24 protein-coding genes are annotated in these 25,775 nt (G+C 65.4%); 10 read left to right on the top strand and 14 right to left on the bottom strand.

Translation table 11 applies throughout. The features are described 5' to 3' along the window. Positions 1-142: 142 nt before the first annotated feature. The 3 genes from G3N99_RS08975 to G3N99_RS08965 all read right to left on the bottom strand — a co-directional run bounded on the left by G3N99_RS08975 (position 143) and on the right by G3N99_RS08965 (position 2,516). On the bottom strand, positions 143-874 hold the full coding sequence (locus tag G3N99_RS08975; protein WP_206122184.1) for an amino acid-binding protein: 732 nt from the start codon (positions 872-874) through the stop codon (positions 143-145). A gap of 203 nt (positions 875-1,077) precedes the next feature. Then, positions 1,078-2,058, bottom strand: coding sequence for a 4-hydroxy-3-methylbut-2-enyl diphosphate reductase (gene ispH / locus G3N99_RS08970; RefSeq protein ID WP_011352949.1), 981 nt, complete (start codon positions 2,056-2,058; stop codon positions 1,078-1,080). 2 nt (positions 2,059-2,060) lie between these two features. Beyond that, complete coding sequence (locus G3N99_RS08965) at positions 2,061-2,516, bottom strand: peptidylprolyl isomerase (RefSeq protein ID WP_027786673.1); 456 nt, start codon at positions 2,514-2,516, stop codon at positions 2,061-2,063. 135 nt (positions 2,517-2,651) lie between these two features. On the opposite strand from G3N99_RS08965, the gene radC reads away from it, so the two are divergent. The 4 genes from radC to nadB all read left to right on the top strand — a co-directional run bounded on the left by radC (position 2,652) and on the right by nadB (position 5,830). Further along, positions 2,652-3,425, top strand: coding sequence for a DNA repair protein RadC (gene radC / locus G3N99_RS08960; RefSeq protein ID WP_174941998.1), 774 nt, complete (start codon positions 2,652-2,654; stop codon positions 3,423-3,425). A gap of 239 nt (positions 3,426-3,664) precedes the next feature. Next, positions 3,665-3,898: a 50S ribosomal protein L28 gene (gene rpmB, locus G3N99_RS08955; protein ID WP_004186391.1), complete on the top strand. Its 234-nt coding sequence runs from the start codon at positions 3,665-3,667 to the stop codon at positions 3,896-3,898. 17 nt (positions 3,899-3,915) lie between these two features. Further along, positions 3,916-4,083 carry a 50S ribosomal protein L33 gene (rpmG, locus tag G3N99_RS08950; protein WP_006478046.1) on the top strand — a complete coding sequence of 56 codons (168 nt, stop codon included), beginning with the start codon at positions 3,916-3,918 and terminating at the stop codon, positions 4,081-4,083. Between the two features lie 160 nt (positions 4,084-4,243). Then, entirely contained in the window at positions 4,244-5,830 is a 1,587-nt protein-coding gene (gene nadB / locus G3N99_RS08945) for an L-aspartate oxidase (RefSeq protein WP_174941530.1), read from the top strand. A 91-nt stretch (positions 5,831-5,921) separates the two neighbouring features. Here nadB and nadC read toward each other — a convergent pair whose 3' ends face one another. From nadC to purN, 6 genes are all read right to left on the bottom strand, one after another. Beyond that, positions 5,922-6,857: a carboxylating nicotinate-nucleotide diphosphorylase gene (gene nadC / locus G3N99_RS08940; protein ID WP_206122183.1), complete on the bottom strand. Its 936-nt coding sequence runs from the start codon at positions 6,855-6,857 to the stop codon at positions 5,922-5,924. A gap of 29 nt (positions 6,858-6,886) precedes the next feature. Further along, a complete protein-coding gene (gene nadA, locus G3N99_RS08935) occupies positions 6,887-8,023 on the bottom strand; it encodes a quinolinate synthase NadA (RefSeq protein ID WP_174941994.1) in 1,137 nt (378 codons plus the stop codon). A gap of 255 nt (positions 8,024-8,278) precedes the next feature. After that, entirely contained in the window at positions 8,279-9,472 is a 1,194-nt protein-coding gene (locus G3N99_RS08930; protein ID WP_174941992.1) for an acyl-CoA desaturase, read from the bottom strand. 221 nt (positions 9,473-9,693) lie between these two features. Then, on the bottom strand, positions 9,694-11,058 hold the full coding sequence (locus G3N99_RS08925; RefSeq protein ID WP_174941989.1) for a mechanosensitive ion channel domain-containing protein: 1,365 nt from the start codon (positions 11,056-11,058) through the stop codon (positions 9,694-9,696). Between the two features lie 18 nt (positions 11,059-11,076). Beyond that, on the bottom strand, positions 11,077-12,342 hold the full coding sequence (locus G3N99_RS08920) for an RsmB/NOP family class I SAM-dependent RNA methyltransferase (RefSeq protein ID WP_174941987.1): 1,266 nt from the start codon (positions 12,340-12,342) through the stop codon (positions 11,077-11,079). After that, a complete protein-coding gene (gene purN / locus G3N99_RS08915) occupies positions 12,339-13,001 on the bottom strand; it encodes a phosphoribosylglycinamide formyltransferase (protein WP_011352958.1) in 663 nt (220 codons plus the stop codon). Before purN ends, G3N99_RS08920 begins: the two co-directional genes overlap by 4 nt. A 122-nt stretch (positions 13,002-13,123) precedes the next feature. Between purN and G3N99_RS08910 the strand changes: the two genes are divergently transcribed. The 5 genes from G3N99_RS08910 to dut all read left to right on the top strand — a co-directional run bounded on the left by G3N99_RS08910 (position 13,124) and on the right by dut (position 19,341). Continuing rightward, on the top strand, positions 13,124-14,116 hold the full coding sequence (locus tag G3N99_RS08910) for a bifunctional riboflavin kinase/FAD synthetase (RefSeq protein WP_174983263.1): 993 nt from the start codon (positions 13,124-13,126) through the stop codon (positions 14,114-14,116). A gap of 104 nt (positions 14,117-14,220) precedes the next feature. Then, positions 14,221-17,058 (top strand): isoleucine--tRNA ligase, encoded by a 2,838-nt coding sequence (gene ileS / locus G3N99_RS08905; RefSeq protein ID WP_174941516.1) that lies wholly within the window; start codon positions 14,221-14,223, stop codon positions 17,056-17,058. A 2-nt stretch (positions 17,059-17,060) separates the two neighbouring features. Then, positions 17,061-17,561: a signal peptidase II gene (lspA, locus tag G3N99_RS08900; protein WP_039368190.1), complete on the top strand. Its 501-nt coding sequence runs from the start codon at positions 17,061-17,063 to the stop codon at positions 17,559-17,561. A gap of 67 nt (positions 17,562-17,628) precedes the next feature. Next, positions 17,629-18,840 (top strand): bifunctional phosphopantothenoylcysteine decarboxylase/phosphopantothenate--cysteine ligase CoaBC, encoded by a 1,212-nt coding sequence (gene coaBC, locus G3N99_RS08895; RefSeq protein WP_174941985.1) that lies wholly within the window; start codon positions 17,629-17,631, stop codon positions 18,838-18,840. 54 nt (positions 18,841-18,894) lie between these two features. Continuing rightward, entirely contained in the window at positions 18,895-19,341 is a 447-nt protein-coding gene (dut, locus tag G3N99_RS08890) for a dUTP diphosphatase (protein ID WP_059531700.1), read from the top strand. 54 nt (positions 19,342-19,395) lie between these two features. Here the strand turns inward: dut and G3N99_RS08885 are convergent, their stop codons facing one another. The 4 genes from G3N99_RS08885 to clpS all read right to left on the bottom strand — a co-directional run bounded on the left by G3N99_RS08885 (position 19,396) and on the right by clpS (position 24,398). After that, positions 19,396-20,166 carry a hypothetical protein gene (locus G3N99_RS08885; protein WP_206122182.1) on the bottom strand — a complete coding sequence of 257 codons (771 nt, stop codon included), beginning with the start codon at positions 20,164-20,166 and terminating at the stop codon, positions 19,396-19,398. A 136-nt stretch (positions 20,167-20,302) separates the two neighbouring features. Further along, positions 20,303-21,682: an amino acid permease gene (locus G3N99_RS08880; RefSeq protein WP_206122181.1), complete on the bottom strand. Its 1,380-nt coding sequence runs from the start codon at positions 21,680-21,682 to the stop codon at positions 20,303-20,305. A gap of 104 nt (positions 21,683-21,786) precedes the next feature. Then, positions 21,787-24,087, bottom strand: a complete 2,301-nt coding sequence (gene clpA / locus G3N99_RS08875; RefSeq protein ID WP_174941508.1) for an ATP-dependent Clp protease ATP-binding subunit ClpA — start codon at positions 24,085-24,087, stop codon at positions 21,787-21,789. Beyond that, positions 24,084-24,398: an ATP-dependent Clp protease adapter ClpS gene (gene clpS, locus G3N99_RS08870; protein WP_006398529.1), complete on the bottom strand. Its 315-nt coding sequence runs from the start codon at positions 24,396-24,398 to the stop codon at positions 24,084-24,086. The genes clpA and clpS overlap by 4 nt, the downstream gene beginning before the upstream one ends. Before the next feature lie 544 nt (positions 24,399-24,942). On the opposite strand from clpS, the gene G3N99_RS08865 reads away from it, so the two are divergent. Beyond that, entirely contained in the window at positions 24,943-25,146 is a 204-nt protein-coding gene (locus G3N99_RS08865) for a cold-shock protein (RefSeq protein ID WP_006478030.1), read from the top strand. A 184-nt stretch (positions 25,147-25,330) separates the two neighbouring features. On the opposite strand, the gene G3N99_RS08860 is transcribed toward G3N99_RS08865, so the two are convergent. Then, positions 25,331-25,775 (bottom strand): multicopper oxidase domain-containing protein (locus tag G3N99_RS08860; protein WP_206122180.1); only part of this gene is annotated, 445 nt, incomplete at its 5' end.

The raw sequence follows: 25,775 nt of genomic DNA, 5'->3' as shown, positions 1-25,775 counted from the left end.
CGGCGACACTGCGGGTACTAGTCGATACCGGTAAGGGTGGATCGTCCCGGCGCGCGCCGCCCGGCCTGTACGGCCGGACCTGCCGCCGGAGCGGATACAAAAACGGCACCGCACTGTTCCGGTGCCGTCATGAGTCCCGTCGCTAAATCGTCACGACATCGAGGACGGTGTTCGTGGCCTCCTTGAAGTCGTAGGGCAGCATGCCGAGACGGCCATCGTCCGGTTGCCCGGCATCCGTGCCTTTGCCTGTCCGGCGCGAGGCAAGCCCCGCACCCGGGCAGATCGGATTCCGTGCCGCGCTACCTCGCAAGGCACCGCGAACGCCGCGTCCGACATTCGTCAGGACTGCGTCGGAATCCATCGTACGAACCAGACCGCGCGCCGCGACGCCATTGCTCGCGGCAACGCGCTGTTTCGTCGAATCGAATTGAAAGGGAACCGCGCTGCCCGCATCGCCGGGCACCCTGGCCGGCCTGCGTCGATCGGCGCGCGCGGTCGCTGTCACGCCACGACCGGCGGCTTGCGGTATTGCAACCTGCGTGCCCGCTGCCTGACCGTTCGCCAGGCCAAGCGCGTTGATTTCCTCGATCGCCAAACGTGCCCCGTTTTCCTTGTCCTTGCCCAATTGTGCGATGCGGCACGCGAACGATGCCGCACGACCGGTTCCGGCGACGCGCACGCCGCTGGCCGGCGGTGCCGCGAACACCGCAGCCTCCCTCCCCGCCCCGTCGTCGCTCTTTTTGCTGCAGCCGGCAAGCATTGCAACCGGTGCGGCGACGGACACGGCGTAAGCCAACTTCACATGCATTGAGTGGTCTCCCGCGCCTTGCCAAAATCCGATTTCAAAGCCATTCAGGCCTGAAAACGGGCGCATTGTAACTCCATTTATAGGACGCCAATAATCCTGATTCGATGGGGTTTTCCTGCATTGCAACCAATTTTGAGAGACGCTTGGGCGCGCGCAGAGCAACCCGGTTGCACCATTAATCCGAATAATGGTTGCGATTGCGATTTCGACAGGCAAAAAAAAGCGCGCCGTAAGGCGCGCTTCGGTGTTCCGCAGGTGCGATGCGTCAATCAGGCAGCGGGCGGAAGGTTCAACCCGCGCGGCAGCGGAAACGACACGTTTTCCTCGATGCCGTCGAGCGCGCGCACGTTGCGCACGCCGAGCTCGCGCAGTCGCGCGATCACGGCCTGGGCGAGCACTTCGGGAGCCGACGCGCCGGCCGTCACGCCGATGCGACGCTTGCCTGCGACCCACGCCGGATCGATCTGGTCGGGCGCATCGACCATGTACGCGTCGACGCCGCGCTTCTCGGCCACTTCGCGCAAGCGGCTCGAATTCGAGCTGTTCGGGCTGCCGACGACGATCACGACGTCGCACTGCGGCGCCATGAACTTCACGGCGTCCTGGCGGTTCTGCGTCGCGTAGCAGATGTCCTGCTTCTTCGGCTCGCGGATCTTCGGATACTTGGCCTTCAACGCGCCGATGATCTCGGCTGCATCGTCGACGGACAGCGTGGTCTGCGTGACGAGCGCGATGCGCTCGGGATCGGCGAGCTCGAGCTTCTGCACGTCCTCGACGCTCTCGACGAGATGCATGCCGCGCTCGACCTGCCCCATCGTGCCCTCGACTTCCGGATGGCCCTTGTGCCCGATCATGACGATGTCGACGCCGTCCTGGCGCATCTTCGCCACTTCGACGTGCACCTTCGTGACGAGCGGGCAGGTTGCGTCGTAAATGCGCAACCCGCGCACGTCGGCCTCGTCGCGCACGGCCTTCGACACGCCGTGTGCGCTGAAGATCACGGTATTGCCGGCCGGCACTTCCTCGAGTTCCTCGACGAAGATCGCGCCCTTCTTCTTCAGATCCTCGACCACGTACTTGTTGTGGACGATCTCGTGACGAACGTAGATCGGCGCACCGTGCATCGCGATGGCGCGCTCGACGATCTCGATCGCGCGATCGACGCCCGCGCAGAAACCGCGCGGCTGGGCCAGCAGGATTTCGGCATCGGCGGCGACGGTCTGCCCGGACAGCGTATCGGTGGTGCTCATGATTACAGGATTCCGATGATTTTCACTTCGAACGTGAGCGCTTGGCCCGCGAGCGGATGATTGAAGTCGAACAGTGCCGAGGTTTCGCTGACTTCCTTCAGCACCCCCGCGTATCGGCCGCCGTCCGGCGCGTTGAACTCGATCAGTTCGCCCGGCGTGAAATCGTCGCCGACCATCCCGTTCTCGCGCAGCGTCGACAGCGTCACGCGCTGGAGCATGTCGGGATTGCGGGGGCCGAACCCCTGTTCGGGCGTTAGCTGAAAAGTCGAATGGTCGCCGACCCTGAGGCCGATCAGAATCTGTTCCAGCGACGGCGCCAGTTGCCCCGCGCCGAGCAGCAGCGTGGCCGGCTTGTCGGTGAAGGTGTTGACGATGTCGGCGCCGTCGGCCAGTGCCAGCCGGTAATGCAACGTGACGTGGGAACCGGGCTTCACTTCGGATAGATCGATGAGGCTCATGAATTACTCGTTCAGTCGGCGCCCGATACGGCCGAAAGGCCCGGCGCAAAGCCAATATTGTAAGTCACCTGAGCGCGCAAGGCGGAAAGTGCGACGACGTCGCGCACACCGCCCGCCGCCAATGGAGTTTCAAGCATGCTGTCACCCTGCCCAGCCTTGCCGCCCGTCGAATGCCGCGACAACACCGATCTGCCGGCCGATCCGCCCGGCCGCGTCGTCCCGCTCCACCGGCGCAAGCGCCGCCCGCGCGGCTGGCAGCCCGAGCGGCCGCGCGAGCGATTGCTGGAGCGCGGGCCGGCCGCGCTGACCGACGACGAACTGATCGCCCTGCTGCTCGGCACGGGCAAGCCCGGGCACGATGTGTTCGTCACCGCCCGCGCACTGGTCAGTCAGTTCAAGTCGTTGCACGGGCTGCTCGAGGCGACCGCCGACGATTTCGAGGCGCACCCCGGCATCGGCCCCGCGCGCTCCGCACGGCTGGTTGCGGTCACCGAGATCGCGCGTCGCATGCTGAAGGAGAAAGCGCACGAGAAGCAGCCGATCGATTCGCCCGGCGCGGTCGAGGACTATCTGCGGCTGAAGATCGGCTCGCGCCCGCACGAGGTGTTCGCCGCGGTTTACCTCGACGCGCGCCACAGCCTGATCGACATGGAGGAAATCACGCGCGGCTCGCTGACGCGCATGGCCGTCTACCCGCGCGAGATCGTGCGCCGCGCGATGGTGCACAACGCCGCGGCACTGATCGTCGCGCACAACCATCCGTCGGGCGCGGTGCAGCCGAGCGCGGAAGATCGTCGCCTGACCCGCGTGCTGCACGACGCGCTCGCGCTCGTCGATGTCAGGCTGCTCGATCACGTCGTGATCGGCACCAGCGATACTTTTTCGTTCGCACGGGCCGGCTGGCTGTAGACTGTGGGGTTGCGGCCCGTCCAAGGGCGCCGCAACGGCGATGCGAAATTAGGTTTGATTTTCCTGAGCTTTTTCTGCTAGAATCGCCGTCTGTATTTTTTCCAACCACAGTTCTAGCCATCGAAGGGCCTTGTCTGTAAGGGCTTCGGCGTTCTGAGTGCAGCCATGGATCACGTGGCGGTGCGATGGAACCTTCACCGGCGATCGAACCCCGAATTTAGCGTATTAGGAGTGCTCTCATGGCACGCGTATGCCAAGTAACTGGGAAAGCGCCGATGAGCGGCAACAACGTTTCCCACGCCAACAACAAGACGAAGCGTCGCTTCCTGCCGAACCTGCAAAACCGCCGGTTCTGGGTGGAGAGCGAAAACCGCTGGGTGCGCCTGCGCGTCTCGAACGCCGGCCTGCGCCTGATCGACAAGAACGGCATCGATTCCGTGCTCGCTGACCTGCGCGCACGCGGCGAAGCCTAAGCCCAAGGAGCACAATCATGGCAAAAGGCGCACGCGACAAGATCAAGCTTGAGTCGACCGCTGGTACGGGTCACTTCTACACGACCACGAAGAACAAGCGCAACATGCCGGAAAAGATGGCGATCAAGAAGTTCGATCCCGTCGTCCGCAAGCACGTTGAATACAAAGAAACCAAGATCAAGTAATCTCCGGTTTCTGCTAGCCTGACGGCGACCGAAAAGCCCCGCACATGCGGGGCTTTTTGTTTTGCGCGCACGCTCCGGCGCGACGCGGTATGCTCTCCCCTTTCCGCGGCCACGGCCGCCGGAACGCACAAGATCAAAAGCGTAACGATGGAGATGCAGCATGAAATTCGACGTGGCGATCGTCGGCAGCGGCCTGGCAGGGCTGTCGGTCGCACTCAACCTGGCCAGCACGCGACGTGTCGCGCTGATCGCGAAACGGTCGATGATGGAGGGCGCGAGCGATAACGCGCAAGGCGGTATCGCGGCGGTCCTCGATTCGGCGGACAGCATCGAGAACCACGTCGACGACACGCTGGTCGCCGGTGGCGGCCTGTGCGACGAAGCTGCGACGCGCTATATCGTCGAGCACGGCCGCGAAGCGATCGAATGGCTGATCTCGCAGGGCGTCCCGTTCACGAAGGACGACGCGGCCGAGCTCGGCTTCCACCTCACGCGCGAAGGCGGTCACAGCCACCGCCGGATCATCCACGCGGCCGACGCGACCGGCCATGCGGTGCTCGCCACGCTGTCGGCGCGTGCGCGCCAGCATCCGAACATCACGTTCTTCGAAAACCACCACGCGATCGACCTGATCACGTCGGACCGGCTCGGCTTGCCCGGCCGCCGCTGTCACGGCCTGTACGCACTCGACGTCGACAACGACCGTACGATCACGATCGAGGCGCCGCATACGGTGCTCGCAACGGGCGGCGCCGGCAAGGTCTACCTGTACACGACGAACCCCGACACCGCGACCGGCGACGGCATCGCGATGGCGTGGCGTGCGGGCTGCCGCGTGTCGAACATGGAATTCATCCAGTTCCACCCGACCTGCCTGTTCCATCCGTATGCGAAGTCGTTCCTGATTTCCGAAGCCGTACGCGGGGAAGGCGGCCTGTTGAAGTTACCCGACGGCACGCGCTTCATGCCCGCGCACGATCCGCGCGCCGAACTCGCACCGCGCGACATCGTCGCGCGCGCGATCGACTTCGAGATCAAGAAGCGCGGGATCGACTGCGTGTATCTCGACATCAGCCACCAGCCGGAAGCGTTCCTGCGCGAACACTTCCCGACGATCCACGCGCGCTGCCTCGAATTCGGCATCGACATCGCGAAAGAGCCGATTCCCGTCGTGCCGGCTGCACACTACACGTGCGGCGGCGTCGTCACCGACCTCGCCGGGCGCACCGATCTCACGGGCCTGTATGCGGTCGGCGAAACGTCGTACACGGGGCTCCATGGCGCAAACCGGCTCGCGAGCAACTCGCTGCTCGAATGCCTGGTGATCGGCCGCGCGGCAGCCGAAGCGATCGAGGCAGCCGGCTTCGATGCCGAAACGCCGGCCACGCTGCCCGCGTGGGACGAAAGCCGCGTGTCGGATGCGGACGAGGAAGTCGTCGTTGCGCACAACTGGGACGAGCTGCGCCGCCTGATGTGGAACTACGTCGGCATCGTGCGCACCGACAAGCGCCTCGAACGCGCGAAGCACCGGCTGTCGCTGCTGCGCGACGAGATCCAGGAGTACTACGCGAACTTCCGCGTGACGCGCGACCTGCTCGAACTGCGCAACCTCGTCGACGTCGCGACGCTGATCGTGAAGAGCGCGCACTCCCGCCGCGAAAGCCGCGGGCTGCACTACAGCCGCGACTGGCCGAACTCGCTGCCGAAGGCGCTGCCGAGCGTGCTCACGCCGCGCGCGCGTCGCTGAGCGGCACGCCCCTCCCGGCTGCGGCCGCACAGGAAAAAAGCCGTTGGCGTTTGCACGCCAACGGCTTTTTTGTCTGATCGACGGCGTTCGGTCAGTCGACGATCCGCATCGAATAGTCCGTCGCGCGCACGTCCTTCGTCAGCGCGCCGATCGAGATGCGGTCGACCCCCGTTTCCGCGAACGCACGCACCGTATCGAAATTGACGCCGCCCGACACTTCGAGCACGGCCCGGCCGTTCGCCACGCGCACCGCTTCACGCATCATGTCGAGCGTGAAGTTGTCGAGCAGCACCGACTGCGCGCGATGCGCGAGCGCCGTATCGAGTTGCGCGAGCGTCTCGACTTCGACCTGCACGGGCACGCCCGACTCGAGCGCGAACGCCGCGTCGAGCGCCTCGCCGACACCGCCTGCCGCTGCGATGTGGTTTTCCTTGATCAGGATGCCGTCATACAGCGCGAGACGCTGGTTCTCGCCGCCGCCGACACGCACCGCGTACTTCTGCGCTAGCCGCAGGCCCGGCAGCGTCTTGCGCGTATCGAGGATCTTCGTGCGCGTGCCTTCGACGCGATCGACGTAGCGACGCGTCGCGGTCGCGACGCCCGACAACAGTTGCAGGAAGTTCAGCCCGTTGCGCTCGGCCGTCAGCAGCGCGCGCGCCGGCCCTTCGAGTTCGCAGACGGTCGAATCGGGCGTCATCCGGTCGCCTTCGCGATAGCGCCATTGCACGACGATCGCCGGATCGATCCGGGCAATCACGGCCTCGAACCACGGCACACCACAGAGCACGGCTTCCTCGCGCACGATGATGCGTGCACGGCGACGATCGCCTGCCGGCACGAGCCGGCCGGTCTGGTCGCCGGTGCCGACGTCTTCCGCGATGGCATCGGCCACGTTGCGCGCGATCGCGTCGTCGAATGCCGCGCCGTATTGCTCGCGCACGAGGTTGAACAGCGGGGATACTGCCGAGTTCGCGCCGCCTTCCGCCGGGCCGCCCCCAAGGAAGGTGGCCGCCCCCTCGGGGGGCATCGAACGAACGTGAGCGTGGGGGCTATTCATTATGCAGCCCCCACGTTCGCAAACAGTTGCTGGTCACGCTGCAGATCGCCGCTCGCCTGCACGCGCTTCTTGTGCGCGGCTGCGAATTCGAGCATCCGGTCGATCGGCAGGCGTGCGCGCTCGCCGATCGCGGGATCGACGAAGATCTCGTTGTGACCGCGTTCGAGCACGTCAGCGAGGTTCGCGAGGCCGTTCATCGCCATCCACGGGCAGTGCGCGCAGCTCTTGCAAGTCGCGCTGTTGCCGGCCGTCGGCGCGGCGATGAAGGTCTTGCCGGGTGCCGCAAGCTGCATCTTGTGCAGGATGCCGAGATCGGTCGCAACGATGAAGCGTGTCGCGTCGAATTTGACCGCTGCGTCGATCAGCTGCGTGGTCGAGCCGACCACATCGGCCTGCGCGACGACGTTTTCCGGCGATTCGGGGTGGACGAGCACCTTCGCATCCGGATACTCGGCGCGCAGCAGGTCGAGCTCGATGCCCTTGAATTCGTCGTGAACGAGGCACGAGCCTTGCCACAGCAGCATGTCCGCGCCGGTTTTCTTCTGGATGTAGCTACCGAGATGGCGATCCGGCGCCCAGATGATCTTCTCGCCGCGCGCGTGCAGGTCGGCCACGATCTCGAGGCCGATCGACGACGTCACCATCCAGTCCGCGCGCGCCTTCACGGCCGCGCTGGTATTCGCGTAGACGACGACGGTACGGTCCGGATGCGCGTCGCAGAACGCCGAGAATTCATCGACGGGGCAACCGAGGTCGAGCGAGCAGGTCGCATCGAGATCGGGCATCAGGATTCGTTTGTTCGGGCTCAGGATCTTCGCGGTTTCGCCCATGAAGCGCACGCCGGCGACGACCAGCGTCTGCGCGTCGTGGTCACGACCGAAGCGGGCCATTTCAAGCGAATCGGCAACGCAGCCGCCGGTTTCGTCGGCGAGCTCCTGCAACTCGGCGTCGACGTAGTAGTGCGCGACCAGCACGGCCTTTTCACGCACGAGCAATGCCTTGATGCGCGCCTTCAGCGCGGCCCGCTCTTCGGCGGACGGTGCATCGGGCACCTTGGCCCAGGCCTGCCCCACGCCGCACACGGTCCCTGCTGCAACGGGCCGGTCGTACTCGACGGGTTTGATCGTCGATTGCATCTCCATATCTCCTGTCGATCGGAGTTAGCGCTTTAGCGCTTACTCCGATCCCATGCTTCGCGGTCGACCCGAGCTAGCGTTTTAGCGCCCACCCCGATCCCATCCCCTGATCTCGCCCCGGAACAACACTTCCCCGCTGCCCCAAGCCTCATACAAATCTGGCCCTACCGATCACCCTTCAAAAACCGGCGGACCAAATAAAAAACCCCGCCAACGCGGGGTTTTTGACGTCCTTAGATTCTAATCGATTTCGAATCAGGCGTAGCGGCGCAGGCGCGTCGCGAATTCCTGCAGCGCCTTGATGCCGCTTTGTTCTGCGCGATGGCACCAATCCTGCAATTGCGCGAGAAGCTGTTCGCGCGATGCGGTCGAACGATCCCAGATCGCGGCGAGATCCTGGCGCAGCTGGAAGTACGTTTGCAGCTTCTGACTGTTCGCGAAGATCTCCGGCAGCAGCTTCTTCTGCGGCTCGTCGAGGCCGTCGGCATCCTTGTGGAACCACTTGCGCGCGCCGCGCATCATCTGGTACTTGTCGCCACCGATTTCCTTCAGGTGCGCGAGCTCCTGGCGGTACGCACGCTTCACGGCCTTGCCGTAGCGCGCCATCACTTCGTAGCGGTTCGACAGCACGGCCTGCAGCGTTTCCTGGTCGAGCACCGTCTTCGGCTTGTTCAGGCGCGGCGTCGGCGCGACCTTCTTCACCTTCGCGAGACCGAACGCCGACATGATGCGGATGTACATCCAGCCGATGTCGAACTCGTACCACTTGTTCGACAGCTTCGCCGACGTCGCGAACGTGTGGTGGTTGTTATGCAGCTCTTCGCCGCCGATCACGATGCCCCACGGGAACAGGTTCGTGCTCGCGTCGGCCGAGTTGAAGTTGCGATAGCCCCAGAAGTGACCGAAGCCGTTCACGACGCCAGCCGCCCAGAACGGAATCCAGACCATCTGCACGGCCCACACGGTCAGGCCGATCACGCCGAACAGCGCGACGTCGATCACCATCATCAGGCTGATGCCGAGAATCGGGTACTTCGAATAGACATTGCGCTCGACCCAGTCGTTCGGCGTGCCGTGCCCGAACTTGCGCATCGTCTCTTCGTTCTTCGCTTCCGCGCGATACAGCTCGGCGCCTTCGAGGAACACCTTCCAGATACCGCGCGTCTGCGGGCTGTGCGGATCTTCCTCGGTTTCGCACTTCGCGTGGTGCTTGCGGTGAATCGCGGCCCACTGGCCGGTCAGCATGCCGGTCGTCATCCACAGCCAGAGGCGGAAGAAGTGGCTCGCGATCGGATGCAGCTCAAGCGCGCGGTGCGCCTGGCAGCGGTGCAGATAGACCGTCACGCCGATGATCGTGACGTGCGTGACGGCGAGCGCGAACAGCGCGACCTGCCACCACGAAAAATGCAGGAGCCCGTGGGAAAGAAAATCGAGCAGGGAATTCAACAAGGCAGTTACCTGTGATGAGAGCGACGCCGGCCCGCGCCAAGCGTCAGAAAAATGAAAGCATACCGCGTGTAGACCAGAATTTTACTTCAACCGTTCCAAGTCTTTGTAAAAAATGAATATTTTCTTGCCCTGACGCAACAAACCCAGTCCATGGGCGGACTTGGAAAGGGCCGCGATCCGGTTCCGACCGCGGGGTCGATACGATTGGCAACCGGCGCGCGTCACGCAGCCGGCGCGTGCCCGTCCACCGCGCCGTTGCCGGCCGCCGCGCCCGCGGCGGGAAAGCCGTCGGGCAACCCGACGACGCGCACTTCGCGCTGCGGGAACGGAATCGAAATTCCGTGCTCGCTGAACAGCCGCCAAATGTTGCGGTTCACGCTCGAACGCACGCCGGACGTGCCTTTCGCGGAATCCTCGATCCAGAAACCGAGCTCTAGGTCGATCCCGTCCGCACCGAAACTCACCAGATACGGGGTCGGAGCAGGCTCCGCCAGCACGCGCGGCACCCCCTGGGCTGCATCGGCGAGCAGCGTGAGCGCGTGCTCGACATCGCTCGTGTACGCGACCTGCACGGCGACCTTCGCGTAGCCGCGCGTCAGGTACGACGACTGGTTCTGCACGACGTCGGTGATCAGCTTTTCGTTCGGAATCAGCGTCTCGTTGCCGTCGAGACCGCGCACGACCGTGTAGCGCGTGCGGATCTGCGTGACCACACCCTGCAGCCCGCCGACGCTGATCGCGTCGCCGAGTCGCAGCGAGCGGTCGAGCAGGATGATGAAGCCCGACACGTAGTTGCTGGCGATCTTCTGCAGCCCGAAACCGAGGCCGACACCCACCGCACCACCGAACACGCCGAGCACCGTCACATCGATGCCGACCAGCGACAGCCCGATCAGGATCGCCGCGAACACGAGCAGCGCGCGGCCGACCCGCGACAGCACGACCTTCAGGTTCGCGTCGAGCGTGGTCGCGCGCGTGAGGCGATCCTCGAGCACCGAGCCGAGCCACATCGCGACCATCAGCGTCACGCACACCCACAGCGCGCCGGAGATCACCGACAGCAGCGTGAGGTGCGCATTGGCGACACGGAACTGCACGCTGTCGAGCCAGCCGAGCACGTCACGCTGGATGCCGAGCACCGTCAGCACCATCGCGGCCCACACGACGGTCGACACGATCTTCTCGACGATCGACAGCCACGCATGCGTGTGGCCGTCGCGCGCGAACACGCGCCGCGCAAAGAAGAACAGCACGTAGATCAGCCCGATGCCGAACAGCGGCACGAGCGCGAGCGACAGCAGCGACGTCGACATGAACGGGTCGAACGCGAGCTGCGCGCCGCCCACGAACACGCTGCCGAACAGCGGGAACAACGCGCGCTTCAGGCTTTGCGCGCCCGCGCCGGGCGCCCGTCCGGCCGCCCGGCGGCGCGCGTCGATCCGGCCGTGCACGAAGCGCGCGGCCACCCAGGCGAAGCACAGCGCACCGATGAGGATCGCCGCCTGCCAGATCATCACCGGCTGGTGGAAATCGCGGATGACCGATGCCAGCCGGTGCGACAGCAGGCGGCTCTGCAGATTCTCCATCGTCCGTCCGGCCCGCCGTTACTGCGCAGCGCGCCGTTCGAGCACCGCGGCGAAGAAGCCGTCGGTCGCGTGGCGGTGAGGCCACAGCGACAGGTAGTCGCCCGTCTCGAGCTCGATGCGCTGGTCGGCCAGTACCTGTTGCGCTGGCACCAGCACGAAATCGGGATGATCGGCCAGGAACTGTTCGACGATGCGTTCGTTCTCGGCGTCGAGCACGCTGCAGGTCGCGTAGACGAGCCGGCCGCCCTTCTTCACGAGACGCGCGGCGCTCGCGAGGATCGACGCCTGCTTCGGCGTCAGCTCGTCGATCGCCGTGCGCGTCTGGCGCCACTTCAGGTCGGGATTGCGGCGCAGCGTGCCGAGGCCGCTGCACGGCGCGTCGACCAGCACGCGGTCGATCTTGCCGGCGAGCCGCTTGATCTTCGCATCGTGTTCGCTGTCGATCAGCACCGGGTTCACGTTCGACAGCCCGCTGCGCGCGAGGCGCGGCTTCAGCTTCGCGAGGCGCTTTTCCGACACGTCGAACGCATAGAGGCGCCCGGTCGAGCGCATCATCGCGCCCAGCGCGAGCGTCTTGCCGCCCGCGCCCGCGCAGAAATCGACGACCATCTCGCCGCGACGCGGCGCGACCAGCGAGCACAGCAGCTGGCTGCCTTCGTCCTGCACCTCGATCGCGCCTTCCTCGAACAGCCTCAGGCGCGTCAGCGCCGGCTTGCCGACCACGCGCACGCCGAACGGCGAAAACGGCGTCGCGCCCGCATCGATGCCTTCCGCGCGCAACCCGTCGATGACCTGATCACGGCTGGCCTTCTGCACATTGGCACGCAGGTCGAGCGGCGCCGGGTAGTTCAGCGCAGCCGCGAGCTGCGCGAGCTCGTCGGCGTCGAAACGGGCCGACAATGCCTGGTGGATCCAGTCGGGCAGGTTCGTGCGAATGCGCACCGGCAGGCTCGCCGGGTCGATCTTCGACACGTGCTCGAGCCATGCGGACTCGGTGTCGGACAGGAACGGCTTCAGCGCATTGCGGCCGGCCGTCTGCATCAGGCCGAGCAGCGTGAGGCGCCGCGCCGGCGTGCCCGTGCCGCTCTCGGCAAGGTGCGAAAACTCCATCTTCCGGCGCAGCACCGCGAACACGGCCTCGGCGATCACGCCGCGCTCGGCATGCCCGAGCTTCGGATGCGCGCGGAAGAACCGGCTCGTCGTCGCATCGGCGGGGCCGGCGAACTTCAGCACCTCCGCCAGCAAAGTCTCGGTCTGGCCGATCAGGAATCCGTGCAGTTTCATACGCCCTCACTCGTTTCGGTATGCGGTTGATCCGCGAAAATCCAGCGCGCCTCTTCCGGCGCCACCACTGCACGGCCGTTCTCGAGGCGCAGACGCCCCTCGATGAACCAGCGCACCGCGCGCGGATACAGCACATGCTCGACCGTCAGCACACGCTGCGCGAGCGCGGCCGCGTCGTCGCCCGCGCGTACGGGCACCGCGCCCTGCGCGACGATCGCGCCGCTGTCGAGCTCGGGAATGACGAAATGCACGCTTGCACCATGCAGCGCGACACCCGCGTCGAGCGCCTGCTGGTGCGTGTGAATGCCCTTGAAGCTCGGCAGCAGCGACGGATGGATGTTCAGCAGCCGGCCTTCGTATCGTCTGACGAATGCGGGCGTGAGAATGCGCATGAAGCCGGCGAGGACCACGAGATCGGGCGCGAATCGGTCGATCTCGGCGGCGAGCGCCGCGTCGAAGCTGTCGCGGCCATCGAACGACCGGTGGTCGACCACCGCCGTCGCCACCCCGTGCGACGCGGCAAATGCCAACCCGGCCGCGTCGGGCCGGTTGGCGATCACGGCGGCAATCTCGGCCGGCCAGCGTTCCTGCGCGCACGCGCGGACGATGGCCTCCATGTTGCTGCCGCGACCGGAAATCAGGATCACGAGTTTTTTCATCCGCGAATTTTACCATTCGCCCCCGCGTTTCCCCCCTTCTCGGCCGCCGAACCGCCCGAACGTTTATAATCTTCTGCTTTGCGGCACCCCACCGCCCATTCCCCGACGCTGCATCCGCTATCGTGAAAGTCTTCCGCGGCCTGCCCAACGCCGAGAGCCGCGCCCCGTGCGCGCTGACGATCGGCAACTTCGACGGTGTCCATCGCGGCCACCAGGCCCTGCTCGCGCGCGTGCGCGCAGCAGCGGACGAGCGCGGCCTGCCCGTGTGCGTGATGACGTTCGAGCCGCACCCGCGCGAATTCTTCAACCCGGCCGGCGCGCCGCCGCGCATCGCGATGCTGCGCGACAAGCTCGAGGCGCTGCGCGATCACGGTGTCGACCGCGTGGTCGTCGAGCACTTCAACCACACGTTCGCGAGCCAGTCGCCGCAGGCGTTCGTCGAACGCACGCTGGTGAACGGGTTGCACACGCGCTGGATGATGGTCGGCGACGATTTCTGCTACGGCGCGAAACGCGCGGGCACCTTCGACACGCTGCAGGCGGCCGGCGCGCAGTACGGCTTCGAGGTCGAGCAGATGGGGACGGTGGCCGGCAGCGACGGCACGCGCATCTCGAGCTCGGGCGTGCGCGCCGCGCTCGCGGCCGGCGATCTCGATGCGGCCGCGCAGGCGCTCGGCCACGGCTATGCGATCAGCGGCCACGTCGCGCACGGGCTGAAGCTCGGCCGCGACCTCGGCTTCCCGACGCTGAACCTGCCGATCGCCCACAAGCGGCCGGCGCTCGCAGGCATCTTCGTCGTGCAGGTGCACGGCCTCGGCCCCGCCCCGCTGCCGGGCGTCGCGAGCCTCGGCCTGCGCCCGACCGTCGACGATTCGGGCCGCGTGCTGCTCGAAGTCCACCTGCTCGACTGGCATGGCGACGCGTACGGCAAGCTCATCCGCGTCGAATTCCTGAAGAAGCTGCGCGACGAGGCGAAATTCGACGATCTCGAGGCGCTGTCGCGCGCGATCGCGCTGGACGTCGCGAATGCACGCGCGTACTTCATCGAGCGCGACCGTGCACCGGGCAGCCGCGCCACGGGCTTCTCGACGTCGGCCACCGACCGAATTAGCTGATCCGGACGGCGGCGCCGCGCGCCGCACCCTCGCGCCGCTCAGTCGCGCGCATACCCGATTCACGACGCTCGCGCGTCCCTCGAGATTTAGATAGCGATCCCATCATGAGCAACAAGAAAGCCGATTCGAAACCGCAGGCCAAGTATCCGGTCAACCTGCTCGACACGCCGTTCCCGATGCGCGGCGACCTGCCCAAGCGCGAGCCGCAGTGGGTCAAGGAATGGGAGGAGCGCGGCATCTACGAGAAGATCCGCGCGGCCAGCGCCGGCCGTCCGAAGTTCATCCTGCACGACGGCCCGCCGTATGCGAACGGCGACATCCACCTCGGCCACGCCGTCAACAAGATCCTGAAGGACATCGTCGTCAAGTCGCGCAACATGGCCGGCTTCGACGCACCGTACGTGCCGGGCTGGGATTGCCACGGGATGCCGATCGAAATCCAGATCGAGAAGCAGTTCGGCAAGTCGCTGCCGGCGGCCGAAGTGATGAGCAAGGCGCGCACGTACGCGACCGAGCAGATCGAGAAGCAGAAGGTCGGCTTCAAGCGCCTGGGCGTGCTCGGCGACTGGGCCAACCCGTACAAGACGATGAACTTCGTCAACGAGGCGGAAGAGATCCGCGCGCTCGGCAAGATCATCGAGAAGGGCTACGTGTATCGCGGGCTGAAGCCGGTGAACTGGTGCTTCGACTGCGGCTCGGCGCTCGCGGAAGCGGAAGTCGAGTACAAGGACCGCACCGATCCGACGATCGACGTGATGTTCGCGTTCGCGGAACCGGAAAAGACGGCGCAGGCGTTCGGCCTGCCGGCGCTGCCGCGCGCCGAAGGCGGCATCGTGATCTGGACCACCACGCCGTGGACGATCCCGGCGAACCAGGCGCTGAACCTCCATCCGGAAATCGTCTACGCGCTGGTCGACACCGAGCGCGGGCTGCTGATCATCGCGGAAGAGCGCGTCGAAGCCTGCATGACCGACTTCAAGCTGACCGGCCGCGTCGTCGCAACCGCGCCGGGCGTGAAGCTCGCGGGCCTGCGCTTCCACCACCCGCTCGCGTCGGCTCACCCCGGCTACAAGCGCACCGCGCCCGTCTACCTCGGCGACTACGTGACGACCGACACGGGTACCGGCGTCGTGCACTCGTCGCCCGCGTACGGTATCGAGGACTTCGTGTCCTGCAAGGCGCACGGGATGACCGACTCGGACTTCATCAACCCGGTGATGGGTGATGGCCGCTATATCGAATCGCTGCCGCTGTTCGGCGGCCTGTCGATCTGGGACGCGAACCCGAAGATCGTCGAGGCGCTGAACGCGGCCGGCTCGCTGCTGCGCAGCGAGAAGTACACGCACAGCTACATGCATTGCTGGCGCCACAAGACGCCGATCATCTACCGCGCGACGTCGCAGTGGTTCGCGGGCATGGACGTCACGCCGCGCGACGGCGGCAAGACGCTGCGCGAAACGGCGCTCGAAGGCGTCGACGCGACCGCGTTCTACCCGTCGTGGGGCAAGCAGCGCCTGTTCAGCATGATCGCGAACCGTCCTGACTGGACGCTGTCGCGCCAGCGCCAGTGGGGCGTGCCGATGGCGTTCTTCGTGCACAAGGAAACCGGCGAGCTGCATCCGCGCACGCTCGAGCTGCTCGAGGAAGTCGCGAAGCGCGTCGAGCAGTCGGGCATCGAGGCATGGCAGACGCTCGACCCGCGCGAGCTGATCGGCGACGACGCGAACCTGTACGAAAAGAACCGCGACACGCTCGACGTGTGGTTCGATTCGGGCACGACGCACTGGCACGTGCTGCGCGGCTCGCACAAGGATCAGCTGCAGTTCCCGGCCGACCTTTACCTCGAAGGCTCGGACCAGCACCGCGGCTGGTTCCACTCGTCGCTGCTCACCGCGTCGATGATCGACGGCCGCGCGCCGTACAAGGGCCTGCTCACGCACGGCTTCACGGTCGACGGCGAAGGCCGCAAGATGAGCAAGTCGCTCGGCAACGGCATCGACCCGCATGAAGTCGCGAACCGCCTCGGCGCGGAAATCATCCGCCTGTGGATCGCCTCGACCGACTATTCGGGCGAGCTCGCGATCTCCGAGGAAATCCTGAAGCGCGTGACCGAAGGTTATCGCCGCATCCGCAACACGCTGCGCTTCCTGCTCGCGAACCTGTCGGACTTCGACTTCGCGCAGCACGCGGTGCCGGTCGAGGAATGGCTCGAGATCGACCGCTATGCGGTCGCGTTCTCGCAGCAACTGCAGACGGAGCTGCTCGGCCACTACGAGAAGTACGAATTCCACCCGGTCGTCGCGAAGCTGCAGACGTACTGCTCGGAAGATCTCGGCGGCTTCTACCTCGACGTGCTGAAGGACCGCCTGTACACGAGCGCGGCCGATTCGCGCGCACGCCGCTCCGCGCAGACGGCGCTGTACCACCTGACGCACGGCCTGCTGCGCGTGCTCGCGCCGTTCCTGTCGTTCACGGCGGAAGAAGCGTGGAAGGTGTTCCAGCCGGCCAGCGACACGATCTACACGGAAACCTACTACGCGTATCCGGAAGTTGCCGGCTCCGCCGCGCTGATCGAGAAGTGGGCGCTGCTGCGCGATGTGCGAGGCAACGTGACGAAGGCGCTGGAAGAAGCACGCACCGCGAACCGCATCGGTTCGTCGCTGCAGGCCGAAGTCGCGGTGCACGCGAGCGGCGCACGCTACGACGCGCTCACGAGCCTCGGCGAGGATCTCAAGTTCGTGCTGATCACGTCGGCTGCGACGGTCGTCAAGGTCGACGACGAAGCGCAGGAAAGCGTCGACGTGGCCGCGTCGAAGTATCAGAAGTGCGAGCGCTGCTGGCACTACCGTGAAGATGTCGGCGCGCATGCCGATCATCCGACGCTGTGCGGCCGCTGCTTCTCCAACCTGTTCGAAAACGGCGAAATCCGGAGCGCTGCTTAAATATGGCGAAAACCCTGTCGAAACCGGCCAGCGGCGCGCTCGCGCCCTGGCTCGGCATTTCGCTGATCGTGATCCTGTTCGACCAGCTGTCGAAGATCGCGATCCTGAAAACGTTCGCGTACGGCGCGCAGCACGAGCTGACGTCGTTCTTCAACCTCGTGCTGGTGTACAACCGCGGCGCCGCGTTCGGCTTCCTGTCGACCGCAGGCGGCTGGCAGCGTTGGGCGTTCACCGCGCTCGGCATCGGCGCGACGCTCGTGATCTGCTTCCTGCTGAAGCGTCACGGCCAGCAGCGGCTGTTCAGCCTGTCGCTCGCCATGATTCTCGGCGGCGCACTCGGCAACGTGATCGACCGGCTCGTCTACGGCCACGTGATCGACTTCCTCGATTTCCATCTCGGCGCCTGGCACTTCCCGGCGTTCAACCTCGCCGATTCCGCGATCACGGTCGGCGCGGTGCTGCTGATCTACGACGAACTGCGTCGCGTGCGCGGCTCGCGCTAAGCGCGCATACTCGGCGTCGACGGCCGGCTTCGCGCCGGCCGTTCCGTTTGACCCTTGGAGGCCTGAGTTGGCACACGCAGAACTCGCAGGAAAACACCTCGTTCTCGGCCTGACGGGCGGCATCGCCTGCTACAAGATCGCCGAGCTCACGCGGCTGCTCGTGAAGGCCGGCGCGACCGTACAGGTCGCGATGACCGAAGCCGCCACCCAGTTCATCACGCCCGTCACGATGCAGGCGCTGTCGGGCCGGCCCGTCTACACGAGCCAGTGGGACGCGCGGGTCGACAACAACATGGCGCACATCGACCTGTCGCGCGAAGCCGATGCGATCGTGATCGCGCCTGCGTCGACGGACTTCCTCGCGAAGCTCGCACACGGGTTCGCGGATGACCTGCTGTCGACGCTGTGCGTCGCGCGCGATTGCCCGCTGCTCGTCGTTCCCGCAATGAACCGCCAGATGTGGCAGAACCCGGCCACGCAGCGCAATGCCGCGCAACTGCGCGCAGACGGCGTGTCAGTGCTCGGCCCGGATTCGGGCGCGCAGGCGTGCGGCGAAGTCGGCGACGGCCGCATGCTCGAACCCGAGGCGATCTATGAAGCGATCGTCGCGCACTTCGCGCCGAAGGTGCTCGCGCACCGGCGCGTGCTGATCACGGCCGGGCCGACGTTCGAGCCGCTCGACCCGGTGCGCGGCCTCACGAACCGCTCGAGCGGCAAGATGGGCTTCGCGCTCGCACGCGCCGCGCAACAAGCCGGCGCCGACGTGCATCTCGTCGCAGGGCCGGTGGCGCTCGACACGCCGTGGGGCGTTTACCGCCAGGACGTGCAGACTGCGCAGCAGATGTACGACGCGGTCATGCATGCCGTCGCCGATGCCGACATCTTCATCGCGGTCGCTGCGGTCGCCGACTGGCGCGTCGCCCAGCCGGCCGAGCACAAGATGAAGAAGACGGCCGACCACAAGGTGCCCACGCTCGCGTTCGTCGAGAATCCCGACATCCTCGCGTCGGTCGCGGCGCTGCCCGATCCGCCGTTCTGCGTCGGCTTCGCGGCCGAAAGCGGCGATCTCGACGTGCACGGTGACGAGAAGCGCAAGCGCAAGAACGTGCCGCTGCTCGTCGGCAACCTCGGCCCGTTGACGTTCGGCCGCGACGACAACGAAGTCGTGCTGTTCGAGGCCGCCGGCCTCACGCGCCTGCCGCGTGCGCCGAAGGACGAACTCGCGCACACGCTCGTCGCGGAAATCGCGAAGCGCCTGCCCGACAACCGCCTGATCTGATCTCCTGCGCGGCAGCGTTGCTGCCGCGCCCTTCCCGACCCATCCGACGACCGCATGAAACTCGACCTGAAGATTCTCGACGCGCGCATGCGCGACTACCTGCCCGCCTACGCGACTACCGGCAGCGCGGGCCTCGACCTGCGTGCGTGCCTCGATGCACCGGTCACGCTGCAGCCGGGTGAAACGACGCTCGTGCCGACCGGCCTCGCGATCCATCTCGCCGACCCCGGCTACGCGGCGCTGATCCTGCCGCGCTCGGGCCTCGGCCACAAGCACGGCATCGTGCTCGGCAACCTCGTCGGCCTGATCGATTCCGACTACCAGGGCCAGCTGATGATCTCGACCTGGAACCGCGGCCAGACCGAGTTCGTGCTGAATCCGTTCGAGCGGCTCGCCCAGCTCGTGATCGTGCCGGTCGTGCAGGCGCAGTTCAACATCGTCGACGACTTCGCGGAAAGCGATCGTGGCGAGGGCGGCTTCGGCAGCACCGGCCGTCACTGAACGGCGCAACAAAAAAAAAGGGGCCTCGCGGCCCCTTTTTCTTGTCCTTCACCATCATTCCTCGACGGCTTGCGCGATCCGCGCGGGCGTCAGATTGCGCTGCCGCGATTGAGCCACGATCGCGTAGATCACCATCGCGACCAGCACGCCGAGCAACACGGCCGACGAACCGACGGTGCCGAGCGCGAGCCCGCCCTTCGCAACCGGCTTCGTCAGCAGGTCGCCGACCGTCGCACCGAACGGGCGCGTCAGCACGAAAGCAGCCCAGAACAGCAGCACGCCGGAGATCCGCGTGAAATAGTGCGCCAGCACGATCACCGCGAGCAGCCCGCCGATCAGCAACGCGCCGCCGCCGAAGCCGAGCCCCGAGCTGTCGGCGAGAAAGTCGCCGAGCGCGGTGCCGAGCGTGTTCGAGAACAGGATCGCGATCCAGTACAGCAGCTCGACCTTGCGCGTGCGGATCAGGTCGACCGACAGCGATTCGCCGCTGAGGCGCCACACCGCGAAAATCGCCAGCAGGATCGCGACGAGGATCGACGAGCCGGCCGCATAGCCGAGACCGAGCGTGCGGTCCATGAAGTCGGACATCGTCGTGCCGGCCGTGCTGGTCGCGACGATCACGGCCCAGTAGATCGCCGGGCGATAGCGCGTCGTCCTGAGCTGCGCGCCCAGCGTCACGAGAAAGAAGCCGAACAGCAGGATGGAGCTCACCGCGTAGCCGACGTTCAGCGTCATCGACAGCAGGTCGCCGCCGGTTTCGCCGAGCGTCGTCGCGCAGATCTTCATGATCCAGAACGCGAGCGTGATTTCGGGAAGTTTGTTCATTCGAACCCCTTTTGCAGGAAAGCGGCGGACCGGCGCGGGCCGGCCTGCCTTGCAGACAGGATCGAATGTAGTCGCCACGGGCTTAACGGAACCTTAGCGAACAGGGAAGCGGCATGGGCAGGCCACGCCGTGGCGATCAACGCGCGTGTTGGTGTCGGTAATGCAGCGCGTACGCGAGCGTCAGCAGCACGGCGAACACGACGCCAACCACCATCGTCATCCGGAATTCGCGCGTGAACGCGGTCGTGAACAGGATCGCCGCGACCAGGCCCGCACCGAGCAGGCTGCCGAACGGGTGCCCCCACATCCGGAACGCGAGCGCGGGGCCGCGATACTGCGAACGGAAGCGCAGGTGCGTGACGAAGATCATCAGCCACGTGAACAGTGCACCGAACATCGCGATCGCCATCATCACGGTGAACGCGGTGTCGGGGGCCAGCGCGACCAGCACGGCTGCCACCGCGACGCCGCTCGTCGAGATCCACAGCGCCGCGCGCGGCACGCCGTTCGTGCCGAGCCGGCCGAACACCGCGGGCGCGAGCCGTGCGCGCGACAGGCTGAACATCATCCGCGTCGTCACGTAAAGCTGGCTGTTCATCGCCGACAATGCCGCGATCAGCAGCACGAAGTTGATCACGCCTGCCGCGTACGGCACGTGGGTCGCGGCCATCACCTTCACGAACGGGCTTTCGTCGGTGCCGGCCTGCGTCCAAGGCACGATCGCGAGCATCAGCGACAGCGTCAGCAGGTAGAACAGCACGAGCCGGAACACGGTCGAGCGGAACGCGCGCGTAACTGCGTGCTGCGGATCGCGCGCCTCGCCGGCCGCGATCGCGACGGCTTCGATGCTCATGTAGCTGAAGATCGCGACGATCACCGCGACCCAGGTGCCCCACGGCCCTTTCGGCATGAAGCCGCCGTGCGCGGTGTAGTTCGCAAAGCCGACGCCCGATGCGGCCGGCGCCGACCACACGAGGTAGGCGCCGAGCACGATGAACACGACGATCGCCGCGATCTTCAGCAGCGAGAAGGCGTATTCGACCGTGCCGTACAGTGTGACGCTCGCGAGGTTCACGGCGATCAGCAGCGTGGAGAAGCCGATCACCCAGTACCAGCCGGGCACGGCCGGGAACCAGTACTTCATGAACACGGCGATCGCGCTGATCTCGGTACCGATCGCGAACACGACCGCAAACCAGTACGCATAGCGCACCAGGAAGCCCGCCAGCGGGCCGACATAGTGCTCGGCATACGCACCGAACGACCCGGCCGTCGGATGCGCGACCGTCATTTCCGCGAGCGCGCCCATCAGCAGCAGCGCGATCAGCGCGCCGATCGCGTACGAAACCAGTACGCTCGGGCCGGCGAGCCCGATCGCGAACCCGCTGCCGAGGAACAGCCCTGTGCCGATCGCGCCGCCGATCGCGATCATCGCCATCTGCCCCGATGTCAGCGCATGGCGCAAACCCTGTTCGCGCGCGACGATGTCGTCGAACGACCGTTGTTGTTGTGTCACTGCGTTGCCACTCCCCTGCACCACCATCGCGCCGCCGGCGCCAGATAAAACGAAACGGCGCGGAAAACATCCCGCGCCGTTCGCATGAACTACCCGATTATCGCTTACTCGACTTCGACCGCCTCTTCGTTCGGCTTGTGCGGCGGATTCGCCAGCTTGTCGAACGACAACTGCACCTTGTCGCTTTCGTCGACATCGACCGTCACATGGCCGCCGTTGACGAGCTTGCCGAACAGCAGCTCGTCGGCCAGCGCGCGCCGGATCGTGTCCTGGATCAGCCGCTGCATCGGCCGCGCGCCCATCAGCGGGTCGAAGCCGTGCTTCGCGAGATGCTTGCGCAACGCGTCGGTGAAGAGCGCGTCGACCTTCTTCTCGTGCAGCTGTTCCTCGAGCTGGATCAGGAACTTGTCGACCACGCGCATGATGATTTCCTCATCGAGCGAGCGGAAGCTGATGATCGAATCCAGGCGGTTGCGGAACTCCGGCGTGAACAGGCGCTTGATGTCGGTCATCTCGTCGCCCGTCTCGCGGCGCGTCGTGAAGCCGATCGTCGCCTTCTGCATCGACTCGGCGCCGGCGTTCGTCGTCATGATGATGATGACGTTGCGGAAATCCGCCTTGCGGCCGTTGTTGTCCGTCAGCGTGCCGTGGTCCATCACCTGCAGCAGCACGTTGAAGATGTCCGGATGCGCCTTCTCGATTTCGTCGAGCAGCAGCACGCAGTGCGGCTTCTTCGTGACGGCTTCGGTCAGCAGGCCACCCTGGTCGAACCCGACGTAGCCCGGCGGCGCGCCGATCAGGCGGCTCACCGCGTGACGCTCCATGTATTCCGACATGTCGAAGCGGATCAGCTCGATGCCGAGCGTGAACGCGAGCTGGCGCGCCACTTCGGTCTTGCCGACGCCCGTCGGGCCGGAGAACAGGAACGCGCCGATCGGCTTGTCCATCTTGCCGAGGCCCGCGCGCGCCATCTTGATCGAGGCAGCCAGTGCGTCGATCGCCGGATCCTGGCCGAACACGACGCTCTTCAAGTCGCGGTCGAGCGTCTGCAGCTTGCTGCGATCGTCCTGCGACACGCTCTGCGGCGGCACGCGCGCGATCTTCGAGATGATTTCCTCGATCTCGCTCTTGCCGATCGTCTTCTTCTGCTTCGACTTCGGCAGGATGCGCTGGGCGGCGCCCGCTTCGTCGATCACGTCGATCGCCTTGTCCGGCAGGTGACGGTCGGTAATGAAGCGCGCCGACAGCTCAGCCGCGGCCGACAGCGCACCCGACGAATACTTGACGCCGTGATGCTCCTCGAAGCGCGACTTCAGCCCGCGCAGGATCGCGACCGTCTGCTCGACGGTCGGCTCCGACACGTCGACCTTCTGGAAGCGCCGCGACAGCGCCGCATCCTTCTCGAAGATGCCGCGATATTCGGTGAACGTGGTCGCGCCGATGCACTTGAGCGTGCCCGACGACAGCGCCGGCTTCAGCAGATTCGATGCATCGAGCGTGCCGCCCGACGCGGCGCCCGCGCCGATCAGCGTATGGATTTCGTCGATGAACAGGATCGCGTGCGGACGCTCCTTCAGCTCTTTCAGCACCGTCTTCAGACGTTGCTCGAAATCGCCGCGATACTTGGTGCCCGCGAGCAGCGCGCCCATGTCGAGCGAGTAGACCTGCGCGTTCGCGAGGATGTCCGGCACTTCGCCGCGCGTGATGCGATAGGCGAGCCCTTCCGCGATCGCGGTCTTGCCGACGCCGGCCTCGCCGACGAGCAGCGGATTGTTCTTGCGGCGACGGCACAGCACCTGGACCACGCGCTCGACCTCGGGCTCGCGACCGATCAGCGGATCGATGCGGCCGTCCTTCGCCATCTGGTTCAGGTTCTGCGTGAACTGCGCGAGCGGCGTTTCCTTCTGCGCATTCGCGTCTTCGCTTTCCGCGTTCGCATCGGCCGACTTCGCGGCTTCGCCGTTGTTCGTCTTCGCGATGCCGTGCGAAATGAAGTTCACGACATCCAGGCGCGTGACGCCCTGCTGCTGCAGGTAGTACACGGCATGCGAATCCTTCTCGCCGAAGATCGCAACCAGCACGTTCGCGCCGGTCACTTCCTTCTTGCCGTTCGACGTCGACTGGACGTGCATGATCGCGCGCTGGATCACGCGCTGGAAACCGAGCGTCGGCTGGGTATCGACATCGTCGGTGCCCGGGACGGTAGGTGTGTTGTCGTGGATGAAATTGCGCAGGTTCTGACGCAAGTCCTCGATGTTTGCCGCGCACGCGCGCAACACCTCGGCTGCCGTCGGATTATCCAGCAGGGCCAGCAGCAAATGCTCGACCGTAATGAACTCATGGCGCGCCTGGCGTGCTTCCATGAACGCCATGTGCAGGCTGACTTCCAATTCCTGGGCAATCATGCTTCCTCCATCACGCACTGCAGCGGATGCCCGGCCTGCCGCGCATGGGTAACGACTTGCTCAACCTTGGTCGACGCGATGTCCCGCGTATAGACCCCACAAACCCCTCGCCCTTCGCGATGGACCTTCAGCATGATCTGCGTGGCCGTCTCGCGATCCTTCTTGAAATACTCCTGGACCACCATCACGACGAATTCCATCGGCGTGAAGTCGTCGTTCAGCAGCACCACCTTGTACATCGAAGGCGGCTTGAGCTTCTGCTGCTTGCGTTCCAGGACGGTGCTGTCCTGCTTGTCCGGGATAATCGCCATACACCCATTCTAAACAACTCGGACAGGCCCGCAATCCTGCCATTACCCGACCGACCGGCCGGCGCCCTCCCCGGAATCCCGGAACACGCGATCTTCTTCGCGCCATACGAAAGCCGGCTGCGGTGCCGGCTTTCACGCGTGGCGCAGAACACGAACCGTCAGGGGGAACGGCACCGAACGTCGTGTCCGCATCCAGTATCCCACAAGCCGGGACGACTCGAACGCGTGTCACTCGAGCCTGGTATATGAGCCGATTATGCGGCTTTTCAAGACCTCGCGCTTGGCCGCGTGCTGCTAAGCAAAGCCGGAAAAACCCTGAAAATGGGTTCTTTACAACGTCCCTCTAAACGTCTAAAAATTCCACTTGACACTCCAATAAAGAGCGCCAACAATCAAGCTGGCACTTTTTTCAATTTGCCGGTTGGCAAAATGAAAGAGGCCGAGGTGAGCTTGTGAGGGGGGAACGGCTGCATTTTCCGGTCGTTTAGCTTTTCGAGCGTGCTCGTGGTAAGTAGCAGCGACTGTGTGACAGGGGAAGTAGGAAATGGCAACTGGTATCGTTAAGTGGTTCAACGACGCGAAGGGCTTCGGTTTCATCACTCCCGATGAGGGCGGTGAGGATCTGTTTGCGCACTTCTCGGCTATCACCATGAATGGCTTCAAGACGCTGAAGGAAGGCCAGAAGGTGAGCTTTGACGTCGTTCAAGGACCGAAGGGCAAGCAAGCGTCGAACATCCAGGCCGCATAAGGCACCGGATATCAGACGAAGAAACCCGGCGCATGGTTTGCGCCGGGTTTCTTTATTTGAGGCCGGCCAATCGATAATCGATTGGCCGGCCTTTTCGTTCAATCCCGATAATTGAACACGCATTGTCTTGTCTCGCGCGCAAATCGGATTCTCATCCGACGCGTGAAACATAATCGCCACTTCGTTACACGACCTTCAGCGTGCCCATCATGCCGAGATCCTCGTGTTCGAGAATGTGGCAATGAAACATGCGCTCACCGGGCATGTCTTGCGTGACGAGAATCGTCAAGGTTTCGCCGCTGCGCACGTTCACCGTATCGCGCCATGCGCGGAACGGTTCGCTCGTGCGCGAACCGCCCGACGCGCGCTCGATCACCTGGAACTGCGTGCCGTGCAGGTGGAACGGATGATCCATGTCGGTGCCGTTGCGGATCGTCCAGCGCTCGACGTCGCCCCGGCGGCTCGTCAGCGTCGCGCGATGCGGCGCGTAGGTGTCGCCGTTGATCGTGAAGCGCATGCCCGCCGGACGACCGTGCGCCGCGCCCTTCATCATCGCGGCCATGTCCATCTCTTCGCCGAACGCAACCTCCTTGTGCGCGACCGGCTCGCCCAGCGGCGCCACCGTGCGA

Source organism: Burkholderia sp. Ac-20392 (assembly GCF_017104585.1).
In the GTDB taxonomy this organism is placed as follows: Bacteria; Pseudomonadota; Gammaproteobacteria; order Burkholderiales; family Burkholderiaceae; genus Burkholderia; species Burkholderia lata.
This window is presented reverse-complemented; position numbering and strand designations above follow the sequence as displayed.